This is a genomic window from Nocardia sp. NPDC058058 (assembly GCF_042885355.1).
Classification (GTDB): domain Bacteria; phylum Actinomycetota; class Actinomycetes; order Mycobacteriales; family Mycobacteriaceae; genus Nocardia.
Genome location: NZ_JBHVSA010000003.1, coordinates 1,115,725 through 1,136,551, shown reverse-complemented (window position 1 = coordinate 1,136,551; position 20,827 = coordinate 1,115,725). Strand labels below are relative to the sequence as shown.

Sequence of the window (20,827 nt, the reverse complement as noted above, 5' to 3'; positions counted from 1 at the left end):
GGTCAGGAGATGCCGAGCTCGGAGCCGATGAAATCGATCAGATCGGCGTCCGTGGCGGACTCGGACAGGGCCGAGGCGCTCTCGGGTTCAGTTGTGCTGCTAGTGGATTCGTCGATCAGACGGCGGAGACGGTCGAGCGCGACGGTCCGCTCGGCGGCGGGTAGATCCACGGCCGCCAGGCCCGCCGCAACGCGTTCGAGATCACCGAGCAGCATGTCCAGTCGCGGCGGCTGAGCCGGAACCAGCTCGGCGGCAATGAATGTGGTCAGCGCCGAAACCGTGGGATGGTCGAAGACCAGGGTGGCGGGCAGGTCCAGACCGGTGCGCCGGCGCAGCCGATTTCGCAGTTCGACCGAGGACAGGGACGTGAATCCCTGATCGCGCAGTCCTCGATCGTCATCGACCACGCTCGAGTCGACGTGGCCCAGCGCGGCGGAGGTCTCCTCCCGCACCAGCGCGTGGATACGGCGTTGCCGTTCGGCGTCGTCGAGGGCCGCGAACTCGTGCGTGGGGTCAGCGGCGGTCACGGATTCGACAACCGGCAGCACCTGTGCGAGCAGCCGGGCGTGAATCGGATCGGCTGCGGCCCAGTCGATATCGGCGACAATCACAGCGCCTGCACCGCCCAGCACCGCGTATTCGAGTGCGATCAGTGCCGGTGCCGGATTCATCGCCCGCAGTCCACCGCGGCGCAGCTGCCCGGCCGCCGAACCGGCGATACCCGCACCCGCCCAGTGCCCCCACGCGATAGATGTGGCGGGCAGCCCAAGTGCTCGGCGATGTGCCGCCAGTGCATCGAGCACCGCGTTGCCCGGCGCGTAATTCGCCTGTCCCGGAGCCGGAACGACACCGGTGACCGAGGAGAACAGCACGAACGAGGACAGTTCGAGATCCCGGGTGAGCTCGTGCAGGTGCAGCGCCGCAGCCACTTTGACCCGGTGTACGCGCTCGAGACGTTCGCGGTCCAGGGCCTCCACCAGCGCGTCGTCGAGCACGGCGGCGGTGTGCACGACATCGGTGAGCGGCCGGTCGGCCGGAATGCCCGCGATCAGGGCTGCCAGCGCGTCGCGGTCGCTGACATCGCAGGCGGCGATCACGGGATGCGCACCGGCGGCGGACAATTCGGCGATCAGTTCGGCCGCGCCGGGAGCCTCTGGTCCGCGTCTGCTGACCAGCAGCAGATCGGTCGCCCCGTTCCGGGCGAGGCGTCGCGCGACATGTGCGCCGAGTGCTCCGGTGCCACCGGTGATCAGGACGGTTCCGGTCGGACGCCACCGGCCGGTGGCGCGCAGAGTGTCCGCGTGCACTCGCTTCACCCAGGTGTGATCACCCCGGATCGCGAATTCGCGTTCGTCGCTCGGGTTTCGAAGTGCTGCGATGACCTGTTCGGCGGTTTTGTCGTCCGGTTCGTCCGGAACATCGATGACCGTACCCGTGCCGAGCCCGCCCTCCGTGGCTGCGGCGGTGGTGAATCCGGCATGCCATGCACCGGAGGGATCCGAACCGGTTCCGGCCCCTGCTGCGGGCGCTGCCCGATCAATGTCGATGGAGGCCACTGCCGCGCCGGTCAGGACAGCGAAGGCGGTGACTCGCGCTGTGGCGGCGGCGGATTGAGTCAGAGCCGCCGTGGCGGCGGCGAGATCGAGGTCGAGCGCGGAGCCGGTGGAGTGCGTGGTGAGCGGCAGCAGCGACACCACCGCCAAGGTCTCACCCTGCACCTCGGTCAGCGCAGTCTCCAGCGCGGATCTCGTTGTGGTGGACGGGTTCACACACAGTTCGGTGACGCGCGCCGTGCCGAGAGCCACGCGCAGTGCCCGCGCCCACTCGTCGGTGGCGCCATTGTCCGAGCTAACCAGTACCCAGGTCGGTTCCCGATCGGGTGTCGCGCCGGTCGGATCGAATCGCTCCCATCCCGTGCGGTGAATCCATTCGGCGGGCACTTGATCAGACGCACTGCCCGGGGTGTCGATCCAGTAGCGCTCACGCTGGAAGGCATAGGTGGGCAGGGCAACCCGCCCGAAGTCGGGCACGATGGCGGTCCAGTCTACGTGGTGGCCGCGGGTGAACACGGTCGCGGCGGCGGTCAGCACGCCGGTGACCTCGTCCCGGTCCCGGCGCAGCGCCGGGACCACGGTGACATCGTCGAGGACGCTCGACAGGGCCGCCGCCAGAACGGAATCCGCACCCAGCTCGACCACCGTCCCGATGCCAATGGCGGCCAGAGTGCCTGCGGCATCGGCGAAGCGAACCGTGCCACGCAGGTGCCGGACCCAATAGGAGGGGTCGGCGAGCTCCGCACCGGTCACCTCGCGGCCGGTGTGATCGGACACGATGCGCGGGCCGGTGACCTCGGCGAAGGTCAGCTCGGACACCACTGCTCGGAACTCGTCGAGGACCGGATCCATTGCCGCGGAATGGAAAGCGTGCGAGACAGCCAGGCGCTTGACCCGGCGCCCCGCCGCCGACAGCTCGGCCGCGACCCTCGACGCCAGCTCCGACGGCCCTGAAATCACTACCGCGCGTGGACCGTTCACCGCTGCGACCGACACTGCGGTGGGAGAGCCGGTGGCCTTGGCGGTCGCGGAGTCGACAGCAGCGGTCGTGATTTCACCGTCGGTGGCAGCGTCGGCAGCGGTGACAGCAGCGATCGCGGCGAGCACCTCGGCTTCGGGCGCTTCGACCGCCACCATCGCACCCCCGGACGGCAAGCCATCCATCAGCCGCGCACGGGCGGCGACCAGCCGAGCCGCGTCGTCGAGGGAGAGCACTCCCGCCACGTGTGCGGCGACCACCCCGCCGATCGAATGCCCGGCAACCGCAGCCACTTCCACGCCCCAGGACTCCCACAAGCGGTAGAGCGCGATCTCTACGGCGAATACCACCGACTGGGTGTAGACGGTCCGGTCGATGAGGCCGTCGGTGCCGGGCGCACCGAAGGCGACCTCACGCACCGAGAAGTCGACCGTCGCACCGAGATATCGGTCCAGTAGTTCCACCGCTTCCTCGAAAGCGTTGCGGAACACCGGGAATCGTTCGGCCAGCTGCCGGCCGGCTCCGGCCCGCTGACTGCCCTGTCCGCCGAACACCACTCCCACCGCACCGGACGAGGAACCAGGCCCGGTTATGACGTTCGCCGCGACGAGTCCGTCCGCGAGCGCTCGTACGCCCGAGCGCAACGCCGCGTCATCTTCGGCGATCACCACGGCGCGCGTGGAGAATCCGGCGCGGTGCCGGATCAGCGAGGACGCCACCGCGGCGGTCGCCACCGGCTCGGCTCCGGATATGTGCGTGCTGAGGCGATCGGCCTGCGCGCGTAGGGCAGCCGGAGTACGTCCCGACAGCACAAATGGCAAAGGCCCCGGCGTAATCGGAGCCGACTCGACGGCCGGGACGGCGGGCGCTTCCTCGATGATCACGTGCGCGTTGGTGCCGCTGATCCCGAACGACGAGACCGCCGCTCGCCGGGGCCGTGAACCCCGGGGCCACGGTCGCGGCTCGAGCAGGGGTCGCAACGATCCGTCCAACCAGTCGACGAAGGGGGAGGCGGGTTCGGCGTGCAGGGTCGCGGGGATCAGTTCATGCCGCAGTGCCAGAATGGTTTTCGCGACTCCGGCGGTACCGGCGGCGGCTTGGGTATGGCCGATGTTCGACTTGAGCGACCCGAGCCAGACCGGCGTGGCACGGTCGCGACCGTAGGTTTCCTGGAGTGCCTGGGCCTCGATGGGGTCGCCCAGCGCGGTGCCGGTGCCGTGCGCCTCGATCAGATCGACGTCGGCAGGTTCCAGACCCGCGTCGGCCAGCGCAGCACGGATCACCTGCTGTTGCGCGGGGCCGTTGGGCGCGGTCAGGCCATTGGAGGCTCCATCCTGGTTCACGGCAGTGCCGCGTACTACGGCCAGCACTTCGTGCCCGAGCCTGCGTGCGTCCGAAAGCCGTTCCACCAATACAACACTCACCGCTTCGGACCAGCCGGTCCCGTCAGCCGCCGCGCCGAACGCCTTGCATCGACCGTCGGCCGCCAAGCCACCCTGTCGCGCGAACTCGGTGAACATGCCCGGACCCGCCATCACCGTCACGCCACCGGCGATCGCGAGATCGGCCTCGCCCGCGCGCAACGCACGCACCGCCAGATGCAGTGCCACCAACGACGAGGAGCACGCCGTGTCCACGGTCAACGCGGGCCCTGCGAGCCCGAAGGTGTACGCCACCCGGCCCGACAGCACACTCGGAGAGGTGCCGGTCAATCCGAATCCGGCTGCCGCACCGCTGATCTCATGCAGCCGCGGACCGTACTCCGACGGACTCGCACCCAGATACACGGCGGTGCGAGTGCCGCTCAGCGACTGCGCGACGATGCCCGCACGCTCGAACAGCTCCCACACTGATTCCAGCACCAGCCGTTGCTGCGGATCCATCGCGACGGCCTCGCGGGGTGAGATTCCGAAGAACTCGGCGTCGAAATCGGCTGCCTCACCGAGGAATCCACCACGGGCACCCCCGTCGCCGAGCACATCCGCGAGTGCGGCGAGATCCCAGCCACGGTCGGCGGGCAAGTCCGCGATGGCCTCACCGCCGGCCGCGAGCAGGTCCCAGAGCGCTTCGGGGGACGCGTGCCCGCCGGGAAACCGTCCACTCACCGCGACAATGGCAATGGGATCGGCGCCAGTGCCTAGCGTGTCACCATCCTGACCGCCGTCTCGAGCGTCAGTGCCTCGAGCATCGATGCGCTGAGTGACATAGCCTGCGGCGCCCTTACCCGGAGCCGCGGTGGCAGCGTCCTCATTGCCCCCACCACTGGTGTCCGCAGCGTCCGAAGGTTCCACACCACCGCCCGGATTGGCATCACGGTCGGTGAACGAATCGCGTGCGGACCGCCTACGAAGCCGGTCGGCCAGGTGCGTGGTGAGCGCGTCGGGAGTCGGGTAGTCATAGACGGCGGTCGGAGCCACCGTGAGGTCGAGCTCCCCGGTCAGCAAGACCGCCAACTCTCGCGCCCCGAGCGAGTCCAGACCCAGGTTCTGATAGGTGACCTCGGTATCGACCTGCCGCGAATCGGTGTAGCCCAGCACCGAGGCGGTCGCCTCGCGCACGGTGGCAGCGAGGTCCAGTTGCAGCCGGGCGGGTGTAAGTCGCACAACACCCGCCTGCGCGGCGGGGACAGGCCCCACGGCGGCCGCTTGCTCGGCAGGTCGAGATCCAACGGCAGCTGCCTGTGCGGCCGGGTCGGTTTCCAGGGCGCGGTCCAGTGGCGCGTCCAGCCAGAACCGACCACGCTGAAAGGCATAGGTGGGCAGGTCGATCCGAGTCGCGGGTTCTACCAGCGCGGCCCAGTCCACCCTGTTGCCATTGGTGTGGACCGCGGCGGCGGCAGTGAGCAGACCGGCAACCTCGTCGCGCCCACGACGCAGAGATGGGGTAGCGACGGACTCGCCCGGATCGGGCAGGGCCGCGATCACCAGTGGCGTCAGGACCGCGTCGGCACCGAGTTCGAGGAAGGTGCCCACGCCCTCGGATCGGAGGGTGCGCACCGCGTCGGCGAAGCGGACGGTGCCACGCAGATGTCCGGACCAGTACCCCGGGCCGAGCTCTTGCGCGGAGCCGATCGGCGCGCCCGTCGCATCGGACACGAGAGTGAGTTCCGGTGTGGACCAGTGTAGTTCGGCAATTGCCGCCTCGAATTCGGTGAGCACCGGGTCCATCGCTGCGGAGTGGAAGGCATGCGAGACCGCCAGGCGCTTGACCCGCCGCCCGGACTCGGACAGCGCGGCGGAGACGGCTGAGACATCGCTGTCGGAACCCGAGATCACCACCGCCCGTGGCCCGTTCACCGCGGCCACCGCAACGACTCGCGACAGCCCGGCGGTCTCGATCGCGGCCAGTACCTCCGCCTCCTCCGCTTCGATGGCCACCATGGCACCACCGACTGGCAGCGCGCCCATCAGGCGCGCACGCACCGCGACCAGGCGGGCCGCGTCCGGCAGGGACACCGCACCGGCCACATGCGCGGCGACCACACCGCCGATCGAGTGCCCGGCTACCGCCGCGACCTCGATCCCCCATGATTCGAGCAGCCGGTACAGCGCGACCTCGACCGCGAAGATCACCGGCTGGGTGTAGGTCGTCCGGTCGATCAGTTCCTCGGTGCCCGGTGCGCCGAAGGCCACATCACGTATCGAGAAGTCCACCGCCGCACCGAGATACCGATCGAGCAGCGTCACGGACTCGTCGAAGGACGCGCGGAATACCGGGAATCGCTCGTACAGCTCCCGTCCGGCTCCCACACGCTGCGAGCCTTGGCCGCCGAACACCACGCCCACGCTGCCGCGTGCGCCGGACCCCGTGATCAGGCCGGGGGTCGTGCGCCCCTGCGACAGTGCGCGCAGGCCTGCCACCAGAGCATCGGCGTCCTGCGCCAGAACGACAGCGCGACTGTCGAATTCGACCCGATCGCGGATCAGCCCCGAAGACAGCTGCGCGAGATCAGGTGTTCGATCCGCCACGAAATCGGCCAGCTGCTCGCCCTGCGCACGCAGCGCTCGGCCCGAGCGCGCCGAGACCACGAACGGCCGCACCGCACCTTGGTCGGCGCACTGATCGGTGTTGCCGCGTCTGCGCCATTCGCCGGTCCCGTCGGGGGCCTGTTCGACAATCGCGTGGGCATTGGTTCCGCCCATTCCGAAGGAACTGACTCCGGCCACCAGGCTGCGCTCGGGATGCGGCCAAGGCTGCCCGCTGGTCACCACACGCAGGTGCGAGCTCTCGAGATCCAATGCGGGATCCGGGTTTTCGTGTCCGAGGGTTGCCGGAAGTTCGCGATGGCGCAGGCTGAGCACCGTCTTCAACAGGCCCACCAGCCCCGCCGCGCCCTCGAGGTGCCCGATGCTGGACTTGACCGAGCCGACCAGCAGCGGTTCGGCCGCCGTCCGGGTGCGCCCGATCGTGTCGGCCAGCGCCGCCGCTTCGATCGGATCACCGGCGCGGGTCCCGGTGCCGTGCAGTTCCACGTACTGCACATCCTCGGGGGCGATACCCGCCCGCTCGAGAGCCTGGCCGATGACAGCGGACTGCCCGGCGGCGGTGGGCACCGTGAACGATTGCCCGCCACCGTCATTGGCCACGGCGGTGGAGCGGATCACCGCGTGGATCCGATCCCGCTCCGCGACAGCGCGATCCAGCGGTTTGAGCAGCAACACCACCGCACCCTCACCGCGCACGTAGCCGTCGCGATCGGCATCGAACACCGAGGCGCGCCCGGACGCGGAGACGCCACCGAACCGTTCGGCTATCCGCGCGCCCTCTCGGGTCAGATTCAGGTTCACCGCGCCGACGAAGGCCGAATCCGTTTCCCCCGCAGCCAGACTCGTGCATGCCAGATGCAGCGCGGTCAGGCCGGAAGACTGCCCGGAGTCGACGGTGAAGCTGGCGCCATGCAGGCCGAAGACATAGGAGAGCCGGTTGGCGAGCGCACCGCGACTCAGCCCGGTGAGCGTGTGGCGCGTGAGGCCCGCGGCACCGCTGTCGTGAACCAGCCCCGCGTAGTCGGCGGCCATCGCGGCGGCGAATACGCCGGTGGCAGACTCCCGCAGATCGGAGAGGGGAATGTTCGCGTCTTCGGCAGCTTCCCAAGCCAATTCGAGTAGCAGGCGCTGCTGCGGGTCCATCAGCCGCGCCTCGACCGGGGAGATACCGAAGAAGGCGGCATCGAAGCGATCCACCTGCGACAGGAAGCCGCCGATCAGGTCATCCACCTCGCCACCGGCCGCCGCACGGGCGGCCGTCGGCGCTCCGAGCGAAATTCCCGCCGTTTTCAGGAGATTCCAGAATTCACCGGGATTGTTAGCTCCGGGAAGCCGGCAGGAGACGCCCACTATGGCAACCGCGCGGGACAATCCCCCATACCGAAAATCGTTCACAAGATCTCCTTTTGATCCGGAGAAGAATTCGAGTACGACCCCCGCTCGAAAGCTCCGTGAAGTTATTGTGCGAGCCCGATTAACGAACCAACAACCGGAGGTGGCAGAGGTCACATCGAGCGGTGCACGTCGAATTACACTGTGCACCAAGTGGTTTCACTGCTCGATCGGCATATCCGATATGGAGCCATCAATGAATCCGATCGATTGCCGCACCCGCGTGCGGCGTTATCGGAATTATGGTCGCAATTCATTGCAATCTCGGAGATTCAAAGGGCGGCAGCCCGATTCGATCTCCGGTTAGATGATGTTTCAGCGTCGACCAACCCGAAGGTGACTGTACGGTATGCCCGATCCGCTGGATTTGCTGCATTTGCGCACACTCGTAACCATCGCCGACACCGGCGGCTTCCGGCGCGCGGCAGACGCGTTACACCTGAGCCAGCCCACCGTGAGCCAGCACATTCGAATGCTGGAGCGCAGGCTCAAGTGTGTACTCGTCGAAAAGAACGGCCGCACTTCGCGTTTCACGCCCGAGGGCGAGCGCCTCGTGGTGGAGGCCAGACGCCTGCTCGCCGCGCAGGACCAGGTGCTGGCCCGCTTCTCCGAATCACCGCGCCCGCAGATCAATATCGGCTCCACCGAACACGCGGCCGACGGTTTGCTTCCCGACCTGCTCGGCGTGCTGCGCACCACGTACCCGGAGGCGGGCCTGCACTTTCGCATCGACCGGTCCACAGCGTTGACCGACGCGGTCATCAAGGGCGTACTGGACCTGGTGGTCGTACTCGGCGGCAACACCGCCGAGCCGGTGGGCACCGAGGTCGGCGTGCTGGACCTGAAATGGTTCGCCGCGCAGAACTGGCAATTGCCACCCGCGCCCGGCCCCATCTCGCTGGTCGCCTTCGCCGAACCCTGCGGCCTGCGCCGCCGCGCGGTGCAGGCGCTCGGCGAGCGCGGTTACGAGGTCTCGGTGACCGCCGAATCGGGCAACCTCGACGGCCTGCTGGCGGCGGCCAAGGCTGGTCTGGGCGTCGCCCTGCTGCCCTGTCTGTCCGCCGGGCCATGTGATCTCAGCCCGATCGGCGGGCTGCCGGAAGTGGGCGCGATCGATGTCCGGCTGGTCACCCGGCGGGGACTCGAGGACCACATCGAGAACATCGCGGTCCAGGCCATCACCGCGCACTACCGCACGATCTCCGGCGGCGGACTGCGCGGCGTCGCCTGAATCGACTGCGCGACTTACTGATCCGAACACCACCTCGTCGAAAGTAGTTGTCCCATGACAGATCTCGCCGTAGCACCGGATACGGAAGTATTGACGCCCGGCGTCCTGCCCGAATCCCTGCTGCACCGGTTTCACCGGCGCGCCCCCGAATACGATCGCGACAATCGGTTCTTCACCGAGGATCTGGACGAGCTCCGCGACATCGGCTACCTGCGCGCGGCGATCCCGGTCAGCCACGGCGGACTCGGGTGGACCCTCACCGAATTCAACCGCGCCCAGCGCGCACTCGCGTACTGGGCGCCCGCCACCGCGCTCGGTGTGAACATGCACCTGTACTGGACCGGCCCGCTCGCCGATCGGATCGCCGCCGGGGACTCCTCGCTCGATTGGCTCGCGCGCGAGGTCGTGGCGGGCAAGGTCATCGCGTCCGGTCACGGTGAACGCGGAAACGACTTGGCCATAGACGATTCCACCACCAGCGCGGTGCCGGTCGAGGGCGGCTATCTCGTCAACGGGCACAAGATCTTCACCTCGCTCTCACCCGCCTGGGACTGGCTGGGCATCCACGCCCGGGACGACAGCGATCCCGAGCATCCGCGCATCCTGCACGCGTTCGTACCGCGCACCAGTGAGGGCGTGCGCACGGTGGAAACCTGGGACACCCTCGGTGTGCGGGCCACGGCCAGTCACGACACGGTGCTCACCGATGTGTTCCTCGCACAGGAGCATGTGATCGACAGCTACGAGCGCGGCGCGAACCCGGGGCCGTTCATCTCCTCGATCCTGCCGTGGGCGATCCCGGCACTGGTCAACGTGTACCTCGGAATCGGCCGCCGCGCAGTCGATGTCGCGCTCGAGTCGGCGCGAACCCGGAATGTGCTGAGCCTGGGCGGCAAGCCGGTCGCGGGCAAGCCGTTCGTGCAATACCACGCGGCCGAAGCCGAATTGGCACTGGAGGCGGCGACCGCCCACCTCGATCACATCACCGAGGTGCTGGCCCGCGGTGATGATCTCGGCGACCGGCTGCTGCTGGCGCTGTTCGCGGTGAAGGAGAACGGCACCCGTACCGCGCGCACCGTCGTGGATCTCGCGCTCGAGATCGGCGGTGGCGGTTCGATCCATCGCCGCAACGAATTGGAGCGCCTGTACCGCGACGTCCGGGCGGGCAGTTTCCATCCGCCCAGCAGCGACAGCGTCCGCGAGTACATCGGCAATTTCCTGCTCGGCGAGTGAAAAAGGAGTTCGGACAATGACATTGGCACACATCGGCAATCGGGCCGATCGTGAGACCGAAGCCGCCGCGATCTTCCAGCGCGCCGGAATCACGGTCGAGCGGCTCGGTGAGCACATCGGCGCACGAATCGGCGGGGTGCGGCTCGGCGGCGAGCTTCCCACCGAGCAGGTCGAAGCGATCCGGCTGGCCTTGGCGATCAACAAGGTGGTCGTCTTCACCGGCCAGCACCAACTCACCGACGAATCGCAATACGAGTTCGCCGAATTGCTCGGCACCCCAACCGAACCGCACCCAACCCTGACCTCACTCGGTACCCGACTGCTGACAATCGACGGAGCCGCCAACAGCTGGCACACCGACGTCACCTTCATCGACCGCATCCCCAAGGTCTCGATCCTGCGCGCGGTCATCCTCCCCAGCTACGGCGGCGCGACCACCTGGGCATCCACCGTCGCCGCCTACGAACAACTGCCACCCGCGCTACGCGCACTGACCGAACAGCTCTGGGCCACCCACAGCAACCTCTACGACTACGTCGGCCAGACCGGCCAGTCCAACGTCGGCAAGCAGTACGACGAATTCACCAGCACCGAATACCAAACCCTGCACCCCGTCGTCCGAGTACACCCAGAAACAGGCGAACGCTCCCTACTCCTGGGCCATTTCGCCAAGAGCTTCCGCGGCCTGACCACCCCCGAATTCCACTCCCTCTACCAACTGCTCCAAGCCCGAATCACCAAACTGGAGAACACATTCCGCTGGAACTGGCACCTCGGCGACGTAGCAATCTGGGACAACCGCGCCACCCAGCACTACGGAATCGCCGACTTCGGCGACCAACAGCGCAAACTACACCGCATCACCCTCGCCGGTGACGTCCCCGTCGACATCACCGGAGCCCAGAGCGAAGTCCTCCAGGGCGACGCCTCCCACTACAGCACCATCCTCCCCTCACCCCGCCTGAAGTTCTTCGAGGTCTGATACGCCCCGGCCCGGAACACACCGATTATGCGCCGTGTCGAGAAAAGTTGGTCAGCGGCGCAACATCACCGAACCCCGAGGATATGCTGGCAAATACCAAAGATGTTGCGCTGCAATGACGGAACGAATTCGGACCGCCAGCAATGCCGACACGGCCGCTGCCTCGGCGCTACGACGAAGGCAGGGTGCTCGAACCTTTACTTCCCTAGCCTTCGTTGAAGGAATTCCCATGGCGCCCACCACTCCTGACACTTCTGGTTCGATTCCGGTCTCGGCCCTCAAGGCCCTGCACGATGACGGTCCGACGCCGCCCGCCGCCGGATCTCCGACGGTCAACGGCCAACCCGTCGACCCGCTGGTCGTGGCCATTGTTCCGAGTCAGGTCGACCAGAAACCGCAGCAGTCGTCGCCACCGCCGGTCGGGGGCATCGGGGACGTCGTCGGCGTTCTCGATGCGAGCCCCACCGGAACGACGATGCTGCCGTCCAAGACCCTCATTCACAACGATGTCACGAACGACAACAATGTGCTCACGACCCATACGACGATTGTGATTCCAGGCCAGTCGCCCACGTATGCCACGAATACACAGGATCTGACGCCATATCTCAGCGGCAGCCAAAAGCTGCCGACCGACGACTCCGCATTCAACCGCCTCTGGGATCAATTGACCCCCGAGCAAAAGATGCAGACGTTTCAACATGATTCCGGCCTGGGTAACCGCACTCAGCTACCACTGGCGACGCGAGACTATTTCAACCGGTTACACGACCAAGCCGAGATCGCGAACTATACGGCGCAGGTTCAGCAGATGCGTGCCGATCATCCCGACTGGGCTCAGGAAGAAGACGACGGTGCCGGCGGCTACTCGTACATGGATACCGACGGGTCGCGCACACGATGGTTGGAAAAGTACAACGCGGCCAAGAACACGCTGGGCAGATTCACCGAAGCGGGCAAACCCGGAACGATTCTGATCCAACTCGACGACAACGGTAACTCCGTGAGCGTCGCGTTGCCCAAAGACGGCCAGATCCCGGCGAATTCCGCTGTCGTCCAGCCCTCGGCCGCACCGGCGAGCGGGCCGGGCGCGACGGACGTCGGCGGCGCCGCGTTCCCCGGCGCCATGGGTACCGTCCTCGATGCCCAGATCGCGATGGAGCGGAATCGGCTGGAAGCCAACCACATACCGGTTCCGGGGTGGATGCAGGAGATAAAGATCGGCAGCACGACCGTCGGGGGAACGCCGGTAGGCACCGCCGCGAGCGGAGGACTGGGCATGGGCCTTGGCCTGCTCTCCGATATGGTCGGTGACGGCAACTCGTTCGACAAGGCAATGGCCAGGGAAGAGGGGGCCCTGGTGGCGTTCAACGTGACCCAGGGGGCCGTCCTCGCCGGCACGTCGGCGCTGACCGCAGTGCTGGCCGGTTCCGAAACCGGTGCGGCCCTGGGCTCGGTGCTGCCCGGTATCGGCACCGCGGCCGGTTTCCTCGCCGGTGCCGTGGCGGGCTACCTCACGTCGAGATACATCAACAATCACTACGACGTGCCTGATCACAGCAACGTGGTCTTACCGGCCTCGGTCCTTCAGCCACCGCAACAGCACGCCACGGGCGGCGCGATCAAGGGCCCTGGCTCGTCGATAGGCGACAAGATTCCCGCGTACTTGTCCGACGGCGAATTCGTCGTGAATGCGGCCTCTGCGGCCCAGAACCGTCCACTCTTGCAGGCAATCAACGGCGACCCGGCATATATGACGAAGTACGTGCAGCAGATGGAACATAAGGTCGCCGAAGCACTGGTCAAGGTTCGGGCCAGACCGAATGCGGCCGGTCAGAGCGTAGATCGGTCGATGTCCGTGCACATTTCGGCGTACGACGTCCATGAGGCGTTCGCGAAAGCCAAGCTGTGGGAGCAGCGGCACACGATGACCGACTACTGACACCGCCTGGCTCGGCGACTGGAAATGCTTGCCCCGCAACGAAACGCACTACGATCCTTATCTACGGCTACGGCCGGTCGGTGGTCGATCGTGCTCGTCGCCGACGAGGAGCGGAGGGGTCCATGACGCGGCGAAAGTCCGACAGGCCAGTGGGATTCGAGCCGGCCCTGGGCCGCAGGTGGAGGTTCTCTCCGATCTATCCGCTGGCCGGGATCGCGTTCTTGACAATGGCCGTGTTCGGCGGGCCGGGTGACGGTCGGTTGTTCTTCGTAACCCTCGGTCTGGCAATGGTTTCGATGTTCTCTACTGCCGAGCGTCCCGCCGTATCAGTGGTGGCCGGGCGTGCGGTCCTGCGATATCGGCCCTGGCGTACCCCGGTGGGACGATTCTTCATCCTTCTCACAACCGCTGGCGCCACAACTCTTTGGTACGGCCTAACCGGAGACGCACCCCGATGGTTCGTACCCGCCGGGCTCATCCTCACGTTCGCGAGCGTATTCTTCACGCTGCTTCTTCTCACAGGGATCGAGCGGCACATTACCTTCGGGGAACACACATTGCATGTGTCGTACGCCGGGTTCGACTGGGAGCTCCCCTGGGAGGCGATCACCGATGTGGGGACGAAAACCAAGCGTGTGGAGCGCAGCGGCTCCTACATGGAGATCGTCCTGACCTGTCCGCCAGGGGCGGTAATCGACAGATCGAGTCCGAAATCGGGGGCGCGACAGCAGGATCCGCGGGGTCAGTGGACGGTGCCGACTAGTGCGTGGACCGTGGAGCCTGCCGCGTTGTCGGCGACCATTCGATTTCTGGTCGACCATCCCGACCAGCGGGCGAGCATCACGCCCGAGCAGGTACGAGCCATGCTGACCCCGCCTACAGGAGGCGAGCGGGCGCGAATCGCGCTGCAACACAGGCTCGATGAGTATCGGGCGAGTGTCGACTCCCCAGATAGCAAGAACGGCTGATCGCCATAGCTGAGACCAGCTTTACGTGCAGGTGCTGCGGGGACCGGCGGTTCGGCATTGCGGCACGAGGGAGCAACAGACGAAGGTGAGATCGCCAAAGTCACTGTGAGTGGGGCGATCTGGTCACCGAAGCGCTAGCCGAGTTGCTCGGTTCGACCGTCCGCAATCCCGCGAGGATCTGGAGCGGGCGCGCTCGCGTTGTGGCCGCGTTGGGCGTCGCGGTCGAAGATGCCCAGGATCTCGCAGGGGCCGCCCTCGGCACCGATGGCGTGCGGGAGCATGGTCGGGAACTCCGCGGCCTGGTTCGCTTCGACGCGGAAGCGCTTGTGGCCCAGCATGAGGATCGCGGTCCCGGACAGGACGACGAGCCACTCGCGGCCGGGGTGCGCGCGCATGCGGGCGGGGTTGTCCGGCGGCGGTTCGGTCATGCGCTGGCGGACCACGCTCATGCCCGGTTCGGCCTTCATCGACCAGCGCATCAGGCCGTGTGCGGCGTCGATCATCGGGCTGGTGACGATATCGTCGGCGGCGGTCTCCACCAGTTGGTCCAGGGAGGTGCCCAGGGCGCGGGCGAGGGTGACCAGCTGATCGAGAGCGAGACGGCGTTGACCGTTCTCGATGCGCGAGAGCGTGGACTGACTCAGGTGCGCGCGGGTCGCCAATTCCTCGAGCGACCAGCCCTGCGCCACCCGCAGAGCCCGGATGCGTTTGCGCACGAGGCTGTCCAGCTCGCCATCATTTTGCGTCATAGGCAAGATTGTATGCCTTTGAGGCAAGAGCGGCTTATGGTGGGCAACGCCACCGACCCGAGTGCGCGGTTGTGAGGCCGCCAGCGGGCCTTTGATCCATCAATTCAGCGGCCGACGATGCTTCGGCGCTGGCTTCGCATGCTCATTCCGAGAGGAAACCCATGACTACGAACCAACTTTCGCCGAACTCGGCTGCCGAAGGCGGCGGGGAAGGTGTGCCTGGTGCGCGTGAACTTCGCGCGATCCTGATCGCCGTATCGATCGCGCTGATGGCCGTCATCGCGTCGGTGTCCGGGCTGAACGTCGCCCAGACCCACCTTGCCGTGGAGTTCAGTGCCTCGCAGAGCACGGTCCTGTGGATGATCAACGTTTACACCCTGGCCCTGGCCGCGCTACTGCTGCCGCTCGGCGCGCTCGGTGACCGCTGGGGCCGCAAGCCCATGTTGATCGCCGGGCTGGTCGTGTTCGGCGTCTCGAATGTCGTTGCGGCGCTTGCCCCGTCGGTGGCGGTCATGTTGTCCGCACGGGTGGCGGCGGGTGTCGGGGCGGCGATGATCATGCCGATCACCCTGGCCGTTATCACCTCCACATTCCCAGAGGAGCAGCGTGCGAAGGCAATCGGGGTGTGGACCGGTGTCGCCGGTGGCGGCGGGATCCTGGGCATGTTCCTCTCGGCCCTGCTCGTCGATGTCGCGGACTGGCGCTGGCTCTTCGCGCTACCCGTCGTCCTGGTCGTCGTCGCCCTGGCCATGACGCTGAAGTCGGTTCCCAACTCTCGCGAGCGCTCGGCTCACGCCTTCGACACGGTTGGCGCGCTGGTATCCGCGGTCGCGGTGGTCGGGCTGATCTTCGTCTTGCAGGAGGGACCCGAACGCGGCTGGACCGCACCCCTGACTCTTATCAGCCTGGGCGTCGGTGTCGGGGCCACGGTTGCCTTCGTGGCGTGGGAGCTACGCCGCCGGGAGGCATCGCTGCTGGATGTGCGCCTGTTCGGTGAGCGTGGCCTCGCCGGGGGTTCCCTCACACTGCTTGTGCTTTTCGGGGTGCAAGCCGGGATCGCGGTGGTCCTGTTCCCGTTCTTCCAGTCCGTGCTCGGATGGTCGGGACTGTTGTCCACCGCGGCGATCATGCCGATGGCGGTGATGATGATGGTGACCTCCGGACTTGCCCCGCACTTGGCCGCACGCATCGGTTCCCGCGCGACCATGGCCACCGGCATCGCGTTGGCCGGTGCGGGTCTGGTGCTGATGGCCGCGATCGTCTCGGTCGACGGGGGATTCTGGTCCGTTCTGCCCGGCATGACAGCCATGGGCCTGGGCATGGGGCTGGCGATGACGCCCTCCACCGAAGCGATCACCAGTTCCCTGCCGCGCGAAAAGCAAGGCGTCGCTTCGGCACTCAATGACGTCACTCGCGAGTTCGGTACCGCGCTCGGTGTCGCCCTGCTGGGCGCGCTTGTCGCGACCGGCTATCGCAACGCCATTGACGACAAACTCGATGGCATCCCGCAAGACACCGCCGACACCGCACGGGAAGGCATCGCCAACGCGCTCGACACGGCAAGTAGCGCAGGCTCGCGCGCTCAAGACCTGGTGCACGCGGCCCAGCAGTCCTTCGTCGAGGGTTGGCAGCAGGCGATGTGGGCAGGCACCGCCCTCATGGGCGCACTCTTTCTCTACATCGTTGTTCGTGGTCCGAAGAACCACCGACCGACAGCGCACGACGATGTCCAAGCGTCCGAGGCCCTCACCACCCGGTGACCCAGTACCCGCTGGGCAGAAGCAAATAGGCGCAACCGAACAGACGCCACCTCATCGCGAATCATGTTGTGCGGACAGGTATGAACGCGGGTCGGACATGATCCAGAACCTCGTTGAACTCCGTGGTGGGCTGTGGCTTACTCCTAGGATGAATTCGGTCTCGACAGTCGAACGGTCGTCGGGGCGCGCGCTTCCCCGCTGGTCGGTTCCGATGGTGTTCATCGTTGGCGCGACCTCGCAATATGCGGGTGCCGCGCTCGGAGTGTTCTTGTTCGATACCACCGAACCCGCGACCGTCGCCTGGTTGCGGGCCGCTGCGGCGAGCGTGGCATTGCTGGCCTGGCGGCGGCCATGGCGAGTTCACTGGACTCGGCGGACGGTCGCCGTGGCGGCCGGGTTCGGCATTGTCACGCTGTCGATGAATATCGTGTTCTTCGAGGCGATCGCGCGTATTCCGCTCGGCACCGCGGTCGCCATCGAATTCCTCGGCCCCGTTGCCGTTGCCACGCTCGGGTCGCGTCGGGCGCGCGACTTGCTCGCGGTCGCTTTGGTGGCCATCGGCGTGGTCCTGCTGGCCGGCGTCCAAGTCGACGTGGAACCTGTCGGCATAGCCTTCGCCCTTGCCGCGGCCGTCCTCTGGGCGGGATACATCCTGGTCGGCAAACGAGTCGCCGACGCGGGCGACGGTCAGGACTCCCTCGCGGTGGGAATGGCCGTCGCCGCGATCCTCGTCGCGCCCTTCGTTCTCATCCCCCAACTCGCTACCGATGCAACGGTCTTCGCCGACCCACGCACGTGGCTACTCGGCATCGGCATCGGCATCCTGTCGAGCGCGGTGCCGTACGCCCTCGACCAGGTAGTGCTGACCGCAGTAGGCCGGGCTCGCTTCGCGCTGCTGCTCGCCCTGCTCCCGGCCACCGCGACGGTGGTCGGCGCGATCGCCCTCGCACAACGCCCGACGGTGTTCGAACTGGCGGGCATCGCGTTGGTCATGCTGGCATTGACCATCAGCGCGATACCCACGCGCCACCCGGCACCGGAACCACCCGTGCCGCTGTAACCTGCCAGGATGCACGGAATGAGTATGGAGCGTGCGGGACTCGTCATTTGGGAGGTCGACGGCACCCTTATTCCGGCCCAGGATGTCGAAGAGTTTCATCAGCAATTAGATGACGTTGCGGCGGAAGGGGAATCGCAGTCGGCACGCGATCAACACGCCTACCCGGGCGCGGCGGACACCCTGGAAACCCTTGACGCGCATGGATTCGTGCAGACCATTCTGACGGAGAATCCGCGATCCGCCGCCGAGCTTGCTCTTCGGGCCGCCGGTTTGGACCGGCACATCGATTTCGACATAGGCGCTTTCGGGTCCGAGGCGCCAGACCGATTCGACCTGCCTGCGATCGTGGCCGAACGGTTCAAAAGCAAATACGGCAAGCCACTCGCCCCGGCGCACACGGTTGTCATCGGCGATGCGCCCCACCACATTGCCTGTGCCAGGGATGCCCGGTTCGGTGTCATTGTCGTCGCCCATCGGACCCCTCGCGAGGAGCTGGCTCAGCATTCGCCGGACGCAATCCTCGACATGTTGAATCCGAATGTTGTTGTGGCCCTCGCGCAGTCACTTACCAGCACATGGCCCCACTGACCATCAAGCAGCCGATCTCACGCCCCGACATGCCGCCCTGCACCACACCTTGGGCGACACCCTAGAGCACTCGGTCTACTCTCGATGCGCCGTCGGGGAGATATCGAAAACGGCTGCGACGCATCTCCAGAACAGTGGGACCGCTTCACCGACCGGTGCGATGATCCGATCGGAGTGACCGGTGTCGGACAGGCAGTCGATCATCACGCTGCCTGCCGGCGGCGGCTCGAGTGAGCCGGGCGCTCGGACGACGACTTCCTCGTAGGGAGGCTTCAGGATCGGTCGTGTGGTGACGACCAAATCGTGCATCGAGGTCTGTCCGGCCAGTCTGTGGTCGTGGCCGGACAGCAGGATGCTATCGACGATATCGCTCAGGTACTGGAAGTCGCTGTGGCGCAGTGACATCACTCGGAGCTGCTGCTCGACTTCCGTCCATGGCACGTCGTGAAATTCTCCGGCCCATGCGCGCAGGTTGGCTGTCATGTCCATCACCGCCTTCGAGATTTCCGATCTGCGCCGTTGAGAATAAGCCGAACTCGGCGACAGCGTGGTCGACCGGTGCTCAGCGCTGTGCCGGCGAGCGGGTACTCAGGACACGGGCAGCGGAGGCGGCGGCTTGCAGTTGTACCAAGCCTCAGCCCGCCACTGGCCTCCGGAATGCCCACTTCCGTAGAGCACCGTGTGCAGGTCGTAACCGTACGAGCAGGAGATCAGCGCGAGCGCGGCGGCCCTGGCACTGTCTCGCGTATCTCCGTACGCCGCAGCCGATTTCCATCCCGGCTGCGGTACGAATCCATCTTCGTCGGACAGGTCTCCGGTATCGGTCCCCGCGTTCACCACGGCGGGGCCGCCCCCACCTCCGACTACCTGTCCCAGCGATCCGTCGCCCTCGCTGGCACTCTTCGCCCCCGGTTCGTATCCACCATGCTGCACACCATCGGTGTGCGGTTTCACCGTCTCGTGCTTTGGTGACGATCGGCGACCCCGGACGAGCCGAGCCAAGTTGTCCCAGATGGTCATACCTCAGTATCGCTGCCAGCGGGAACGGGCAACATCAAACGCCGACTACTTGTGGATTTCACGACGTTGACGATGCCGCTGGCGCCTGGTCGATACCTGCACACAGGATGCGGGCCGGGGGCTTCGTAGCCAAGGACTGGATTGAGGGGTGCGGCGCTGGCGGCTGAGCCGAGGACGGTGAACAACCGTTCTGAAATCGGCAGCAATAATTTCGGCGATTTGTAGGGAGATCTCACAACCGGTGTTTAGTTCAGTGCACGGGTGTTACGTCTCAAGACATGGCGGAACGGGGCGCTCGACCGAAGGTATCGCGTGGGAAGCTGTTGCTGCTGCGCGCTGTCAGACATCTGTTCACACCGCTGCGGCCCGACGATTACCTGGAGATGATCAATCCGCTGTGGACCACGCGGGAGTTGCGTGGGCGCGTGGAGAAGGTGGTGCCGGAGGGGTCGCAGGCGGCGTCGGTGTTCATCCGACCCGGGTACGAGTGGGGTGGGCACCGGCCGGGGCAGTATGTGCGGCTGGGTGTGCTCATCGATGGCATATTCCATTGGCGCGCATACTCTTTGACCTCGGATCCGGAGGCGGCCGACGGGCTGATATCGGTGACGCCGAAAGTCGTGGAGGGCGGGGTCGTATCGCCGTATCTGGTTCGGGAGATTGAGCCGGGCGAGGTGGTTCGGCTCGGTGAGGTCGAGGGTGTGTTCACGCTGCCCGAACCGACACCCGCGAAACTGCTGTTCCTAAGCGCTGGAAGCGGTATCACGCCGATCGCGGGCATGCTGCGTAGCTTGGACCGGCGTGGGGCGCTCGGCGACGTGGTCGTCGCGCATTCGGCGCACGAGCCCACGCAGGTGATGTTCGATGCGCTGCTGCGGGATCTGGACCAACGCCATAAGGGTCTGCGGCTGGACATTCGGCTGACCGGCGAACACGGCAGACTCACGCCAGGCGATCTGGACACCCTGTGCCCGGATTGGCGTGAGCGCGAGGCGTTCTGCTCCGGGCCGCCGGAGATGCTCGACGCGCTCACCGCGCACTGGGACGCGCACGGCATAGCGGACCGACTGCATATGGAACGCTTTCAGCCGATCATCGGCGGCGCGGAGCACAGCGGACAGGGCGGGCTGGTGCACTTCCGGCGCAGCGGCATCGACGCCGAATGTGACGGCGGCACACCGATTCTCGTCGCCGGGGAACAGGCGGGACTGGATCTGCGGCACGGCTGTCGGATCGGCATCTGCCATACCTGCACCGGTGTCCTGCGCTCGGGCAAGCTGCGCGATCTGCGCACCGGGGAGATCGGCGAACCCACCGGCCAGGCGGTGCGGATCTGCGTGAACACCGCCGAGGGCGATATCGATATCGAACTCTGATCGAAAGG

General features: G+C 66.5%; 12 protein-coding genes. 9 read left to right on the top strand and 3 right to left on the bottom strand.

Going from position 1 to position 20,827, the window contains the following annotated elements; translation table 11 throughout:
* Positions 1-2: 2 nt before the first annotated feature.
* Complete coding sequence (locus ACFVUS_RS28945; protein ID WP_387773240.1) at positions 3-7,913, bottom strand: SDR family NAD(P)-dependent oxidoreductase; 7,911 nt, start codon at positions 7,911-7,913, stop codon at positions 3-5.
* Positions 7,914-8,259: 346 nt separating this feature from the next.
* Between ACFVUS_RS28945 and ACFVUS_RS28940 the strand changes: the two genes are divergently transcribed.
* The 5 genes from ACFVUS_RS28940 (at position 8,260) to ACFVUS_RS28920 (ending at position 14,266) form a co-directional block, all read left to right on the top strand.
* Positions 8,260-9,141, top strand: a complete 882-nt coding sequence (locus tag ACFVUS_RS28940; RefSeq protein ID WP_387773237.1) for a LysR family transcriptional regulator — start codon at positions 8,260-8,262, stop codon at positions 9,139-9,141.
* 54 nt (positions 9,142-9,195) lie between these two features.
* On the top strand, positions 9,196-10,374 hold the full coding sequence (locus ACFVUS_RS28935; protein WP_387773234.1) for an acyl-CoA dehydrogenase family protein: 1,179 nt from the start codon (positions 9,196-9,198) through the stop codon (positions 10,372-10,374).
* Positions 10,375-10,390: 16 nt separating this feature from the next.
* Positions 10,391-11,356, top strand: a complete 966-nt coding sequence (locus ACFVUS_RS28930; protein WP_387773231.1) for a TauD/TfdA dioxygenase family protein — start codon at positions 10,391-10,393, stop codon at positions 11,354-11,356.
* A gap of 229 nt (positions 11,357-11,585) precedes the next feature.
* Complete coding sequence (locus tag ACFVUS_RS28925) at positions 11,586-13,298, top strand: hypothetical protein (RefSeq protein WP_387773228.1); 1,713 nt, start codon at positions 11,586-11,588, stop codon at positions 13,296-13,298.
* Between the two features lie 122 nt (positions 13,299-13,420).
* A complete protein-coding gene (locus tag ACFVUS_RS28920) occupies positions 13,421-14,266 on the top strand; it encodes a hypothetical protein (RefSeq protein WP_387773225.1) in 846 nt (281 codons plus the stop codon).
* A 134-nt stretch (positions 14,267-14,400) separates the two neighbouring features.
* On the opposite strand, the gene ACFVUS_RS28915 is transcribed toward ACFVUS_RS28920, so the two are convergent.
* Positions 14,401-15,015 (bottom strand): helix-turn-helix domain-containing protein, encoded by a 615-nt coding sequence (locus ACFVUS_RS28915; protein ID WP_387773222.1) that lies wholly within the window; start codon positions 15,013-15,015, stop codon positions 14,401-14,403.
* Positions 15,016-15,176: 161 nt separating this feature from the next.
* Here ACFVUS_RS28915 and ACFVUS_RS28910 point away from each other — a divergent pair, with 161 nt between their 5' ends.
* From ACFVUS_RS28910 to ACFVUS_RS28900, 3 genes are all read left to right on the top strand, one after another.
* Positions 15,177-16,775 (top strand): MFS transporter, encoded by a 1,599-nt coding sequence (locus ACFVUS_RS28910; RefSeq protein ID WP_387773219.1) that lies wholly within the window; start codon positions 15,177-15,179, stop codon positions 16,773-16,775.
* Positions 16,776-16,986: 211 nt separating this feature from the next.
* Positions 16,987-17,835: a DMT family transporter gene (locus ACFVUS_RS28905; protein ID WP_387773216.1), complete on the top strand. Its 849-nt coding sequence runs from the start codon at positions 16,987-16,989 to the stop codon at positions 17,833-17,835.
* Between the two features lie 18 nt (positions 17,836-17,853).
* Positions 17,854-18,423, top strand: a complete 570-nt coding sequence (locus tag ACFVUS_RS28900; protein WP_387773213.1) for an HAD family hydrolase — start codon at positions 17,854-17,856, stop codon at positions 18,421-18,423.
* 75 nt (positions 18,424-18,498) lie between these two features.
* On the opposite strand, the gene ACFVUS_RS28895 is transcribed toward ACFVUS_RS28900, so the two are convergent.
* The gene (locus ACFVUS_RS28895; protein ID WP_387773210.1) at positions 18,499-18,906 is read right to left on the bottom strand and encodes a hypothetical protein; all 408 of its coding nucleotides are present in this window, start codon (positions 18,904-18,906) and stop codon (positions 18,499-18,501) included.
* A gap of 815 nt (positions 18,907-19,721) precedes the next feature.
* Between ACFVUS_RS28895 and ACFVUS_RS28890 the strand changes: the two genes are divergently transcribed.
* Positions 19,722-20,819: a ferredoxin reductase gene (locus tag ACFVUS_RS28890; protein ID WP_387773207.1), complete on the top strand. Its 1,098-nt coding sequence runs from the start codon at positions 19,722-19,724 to the stop codon at positions 20,817-20,819.
* The last annotated feature ends 8 nt before the right edge of the window (positions 20,820-20,827 follow it).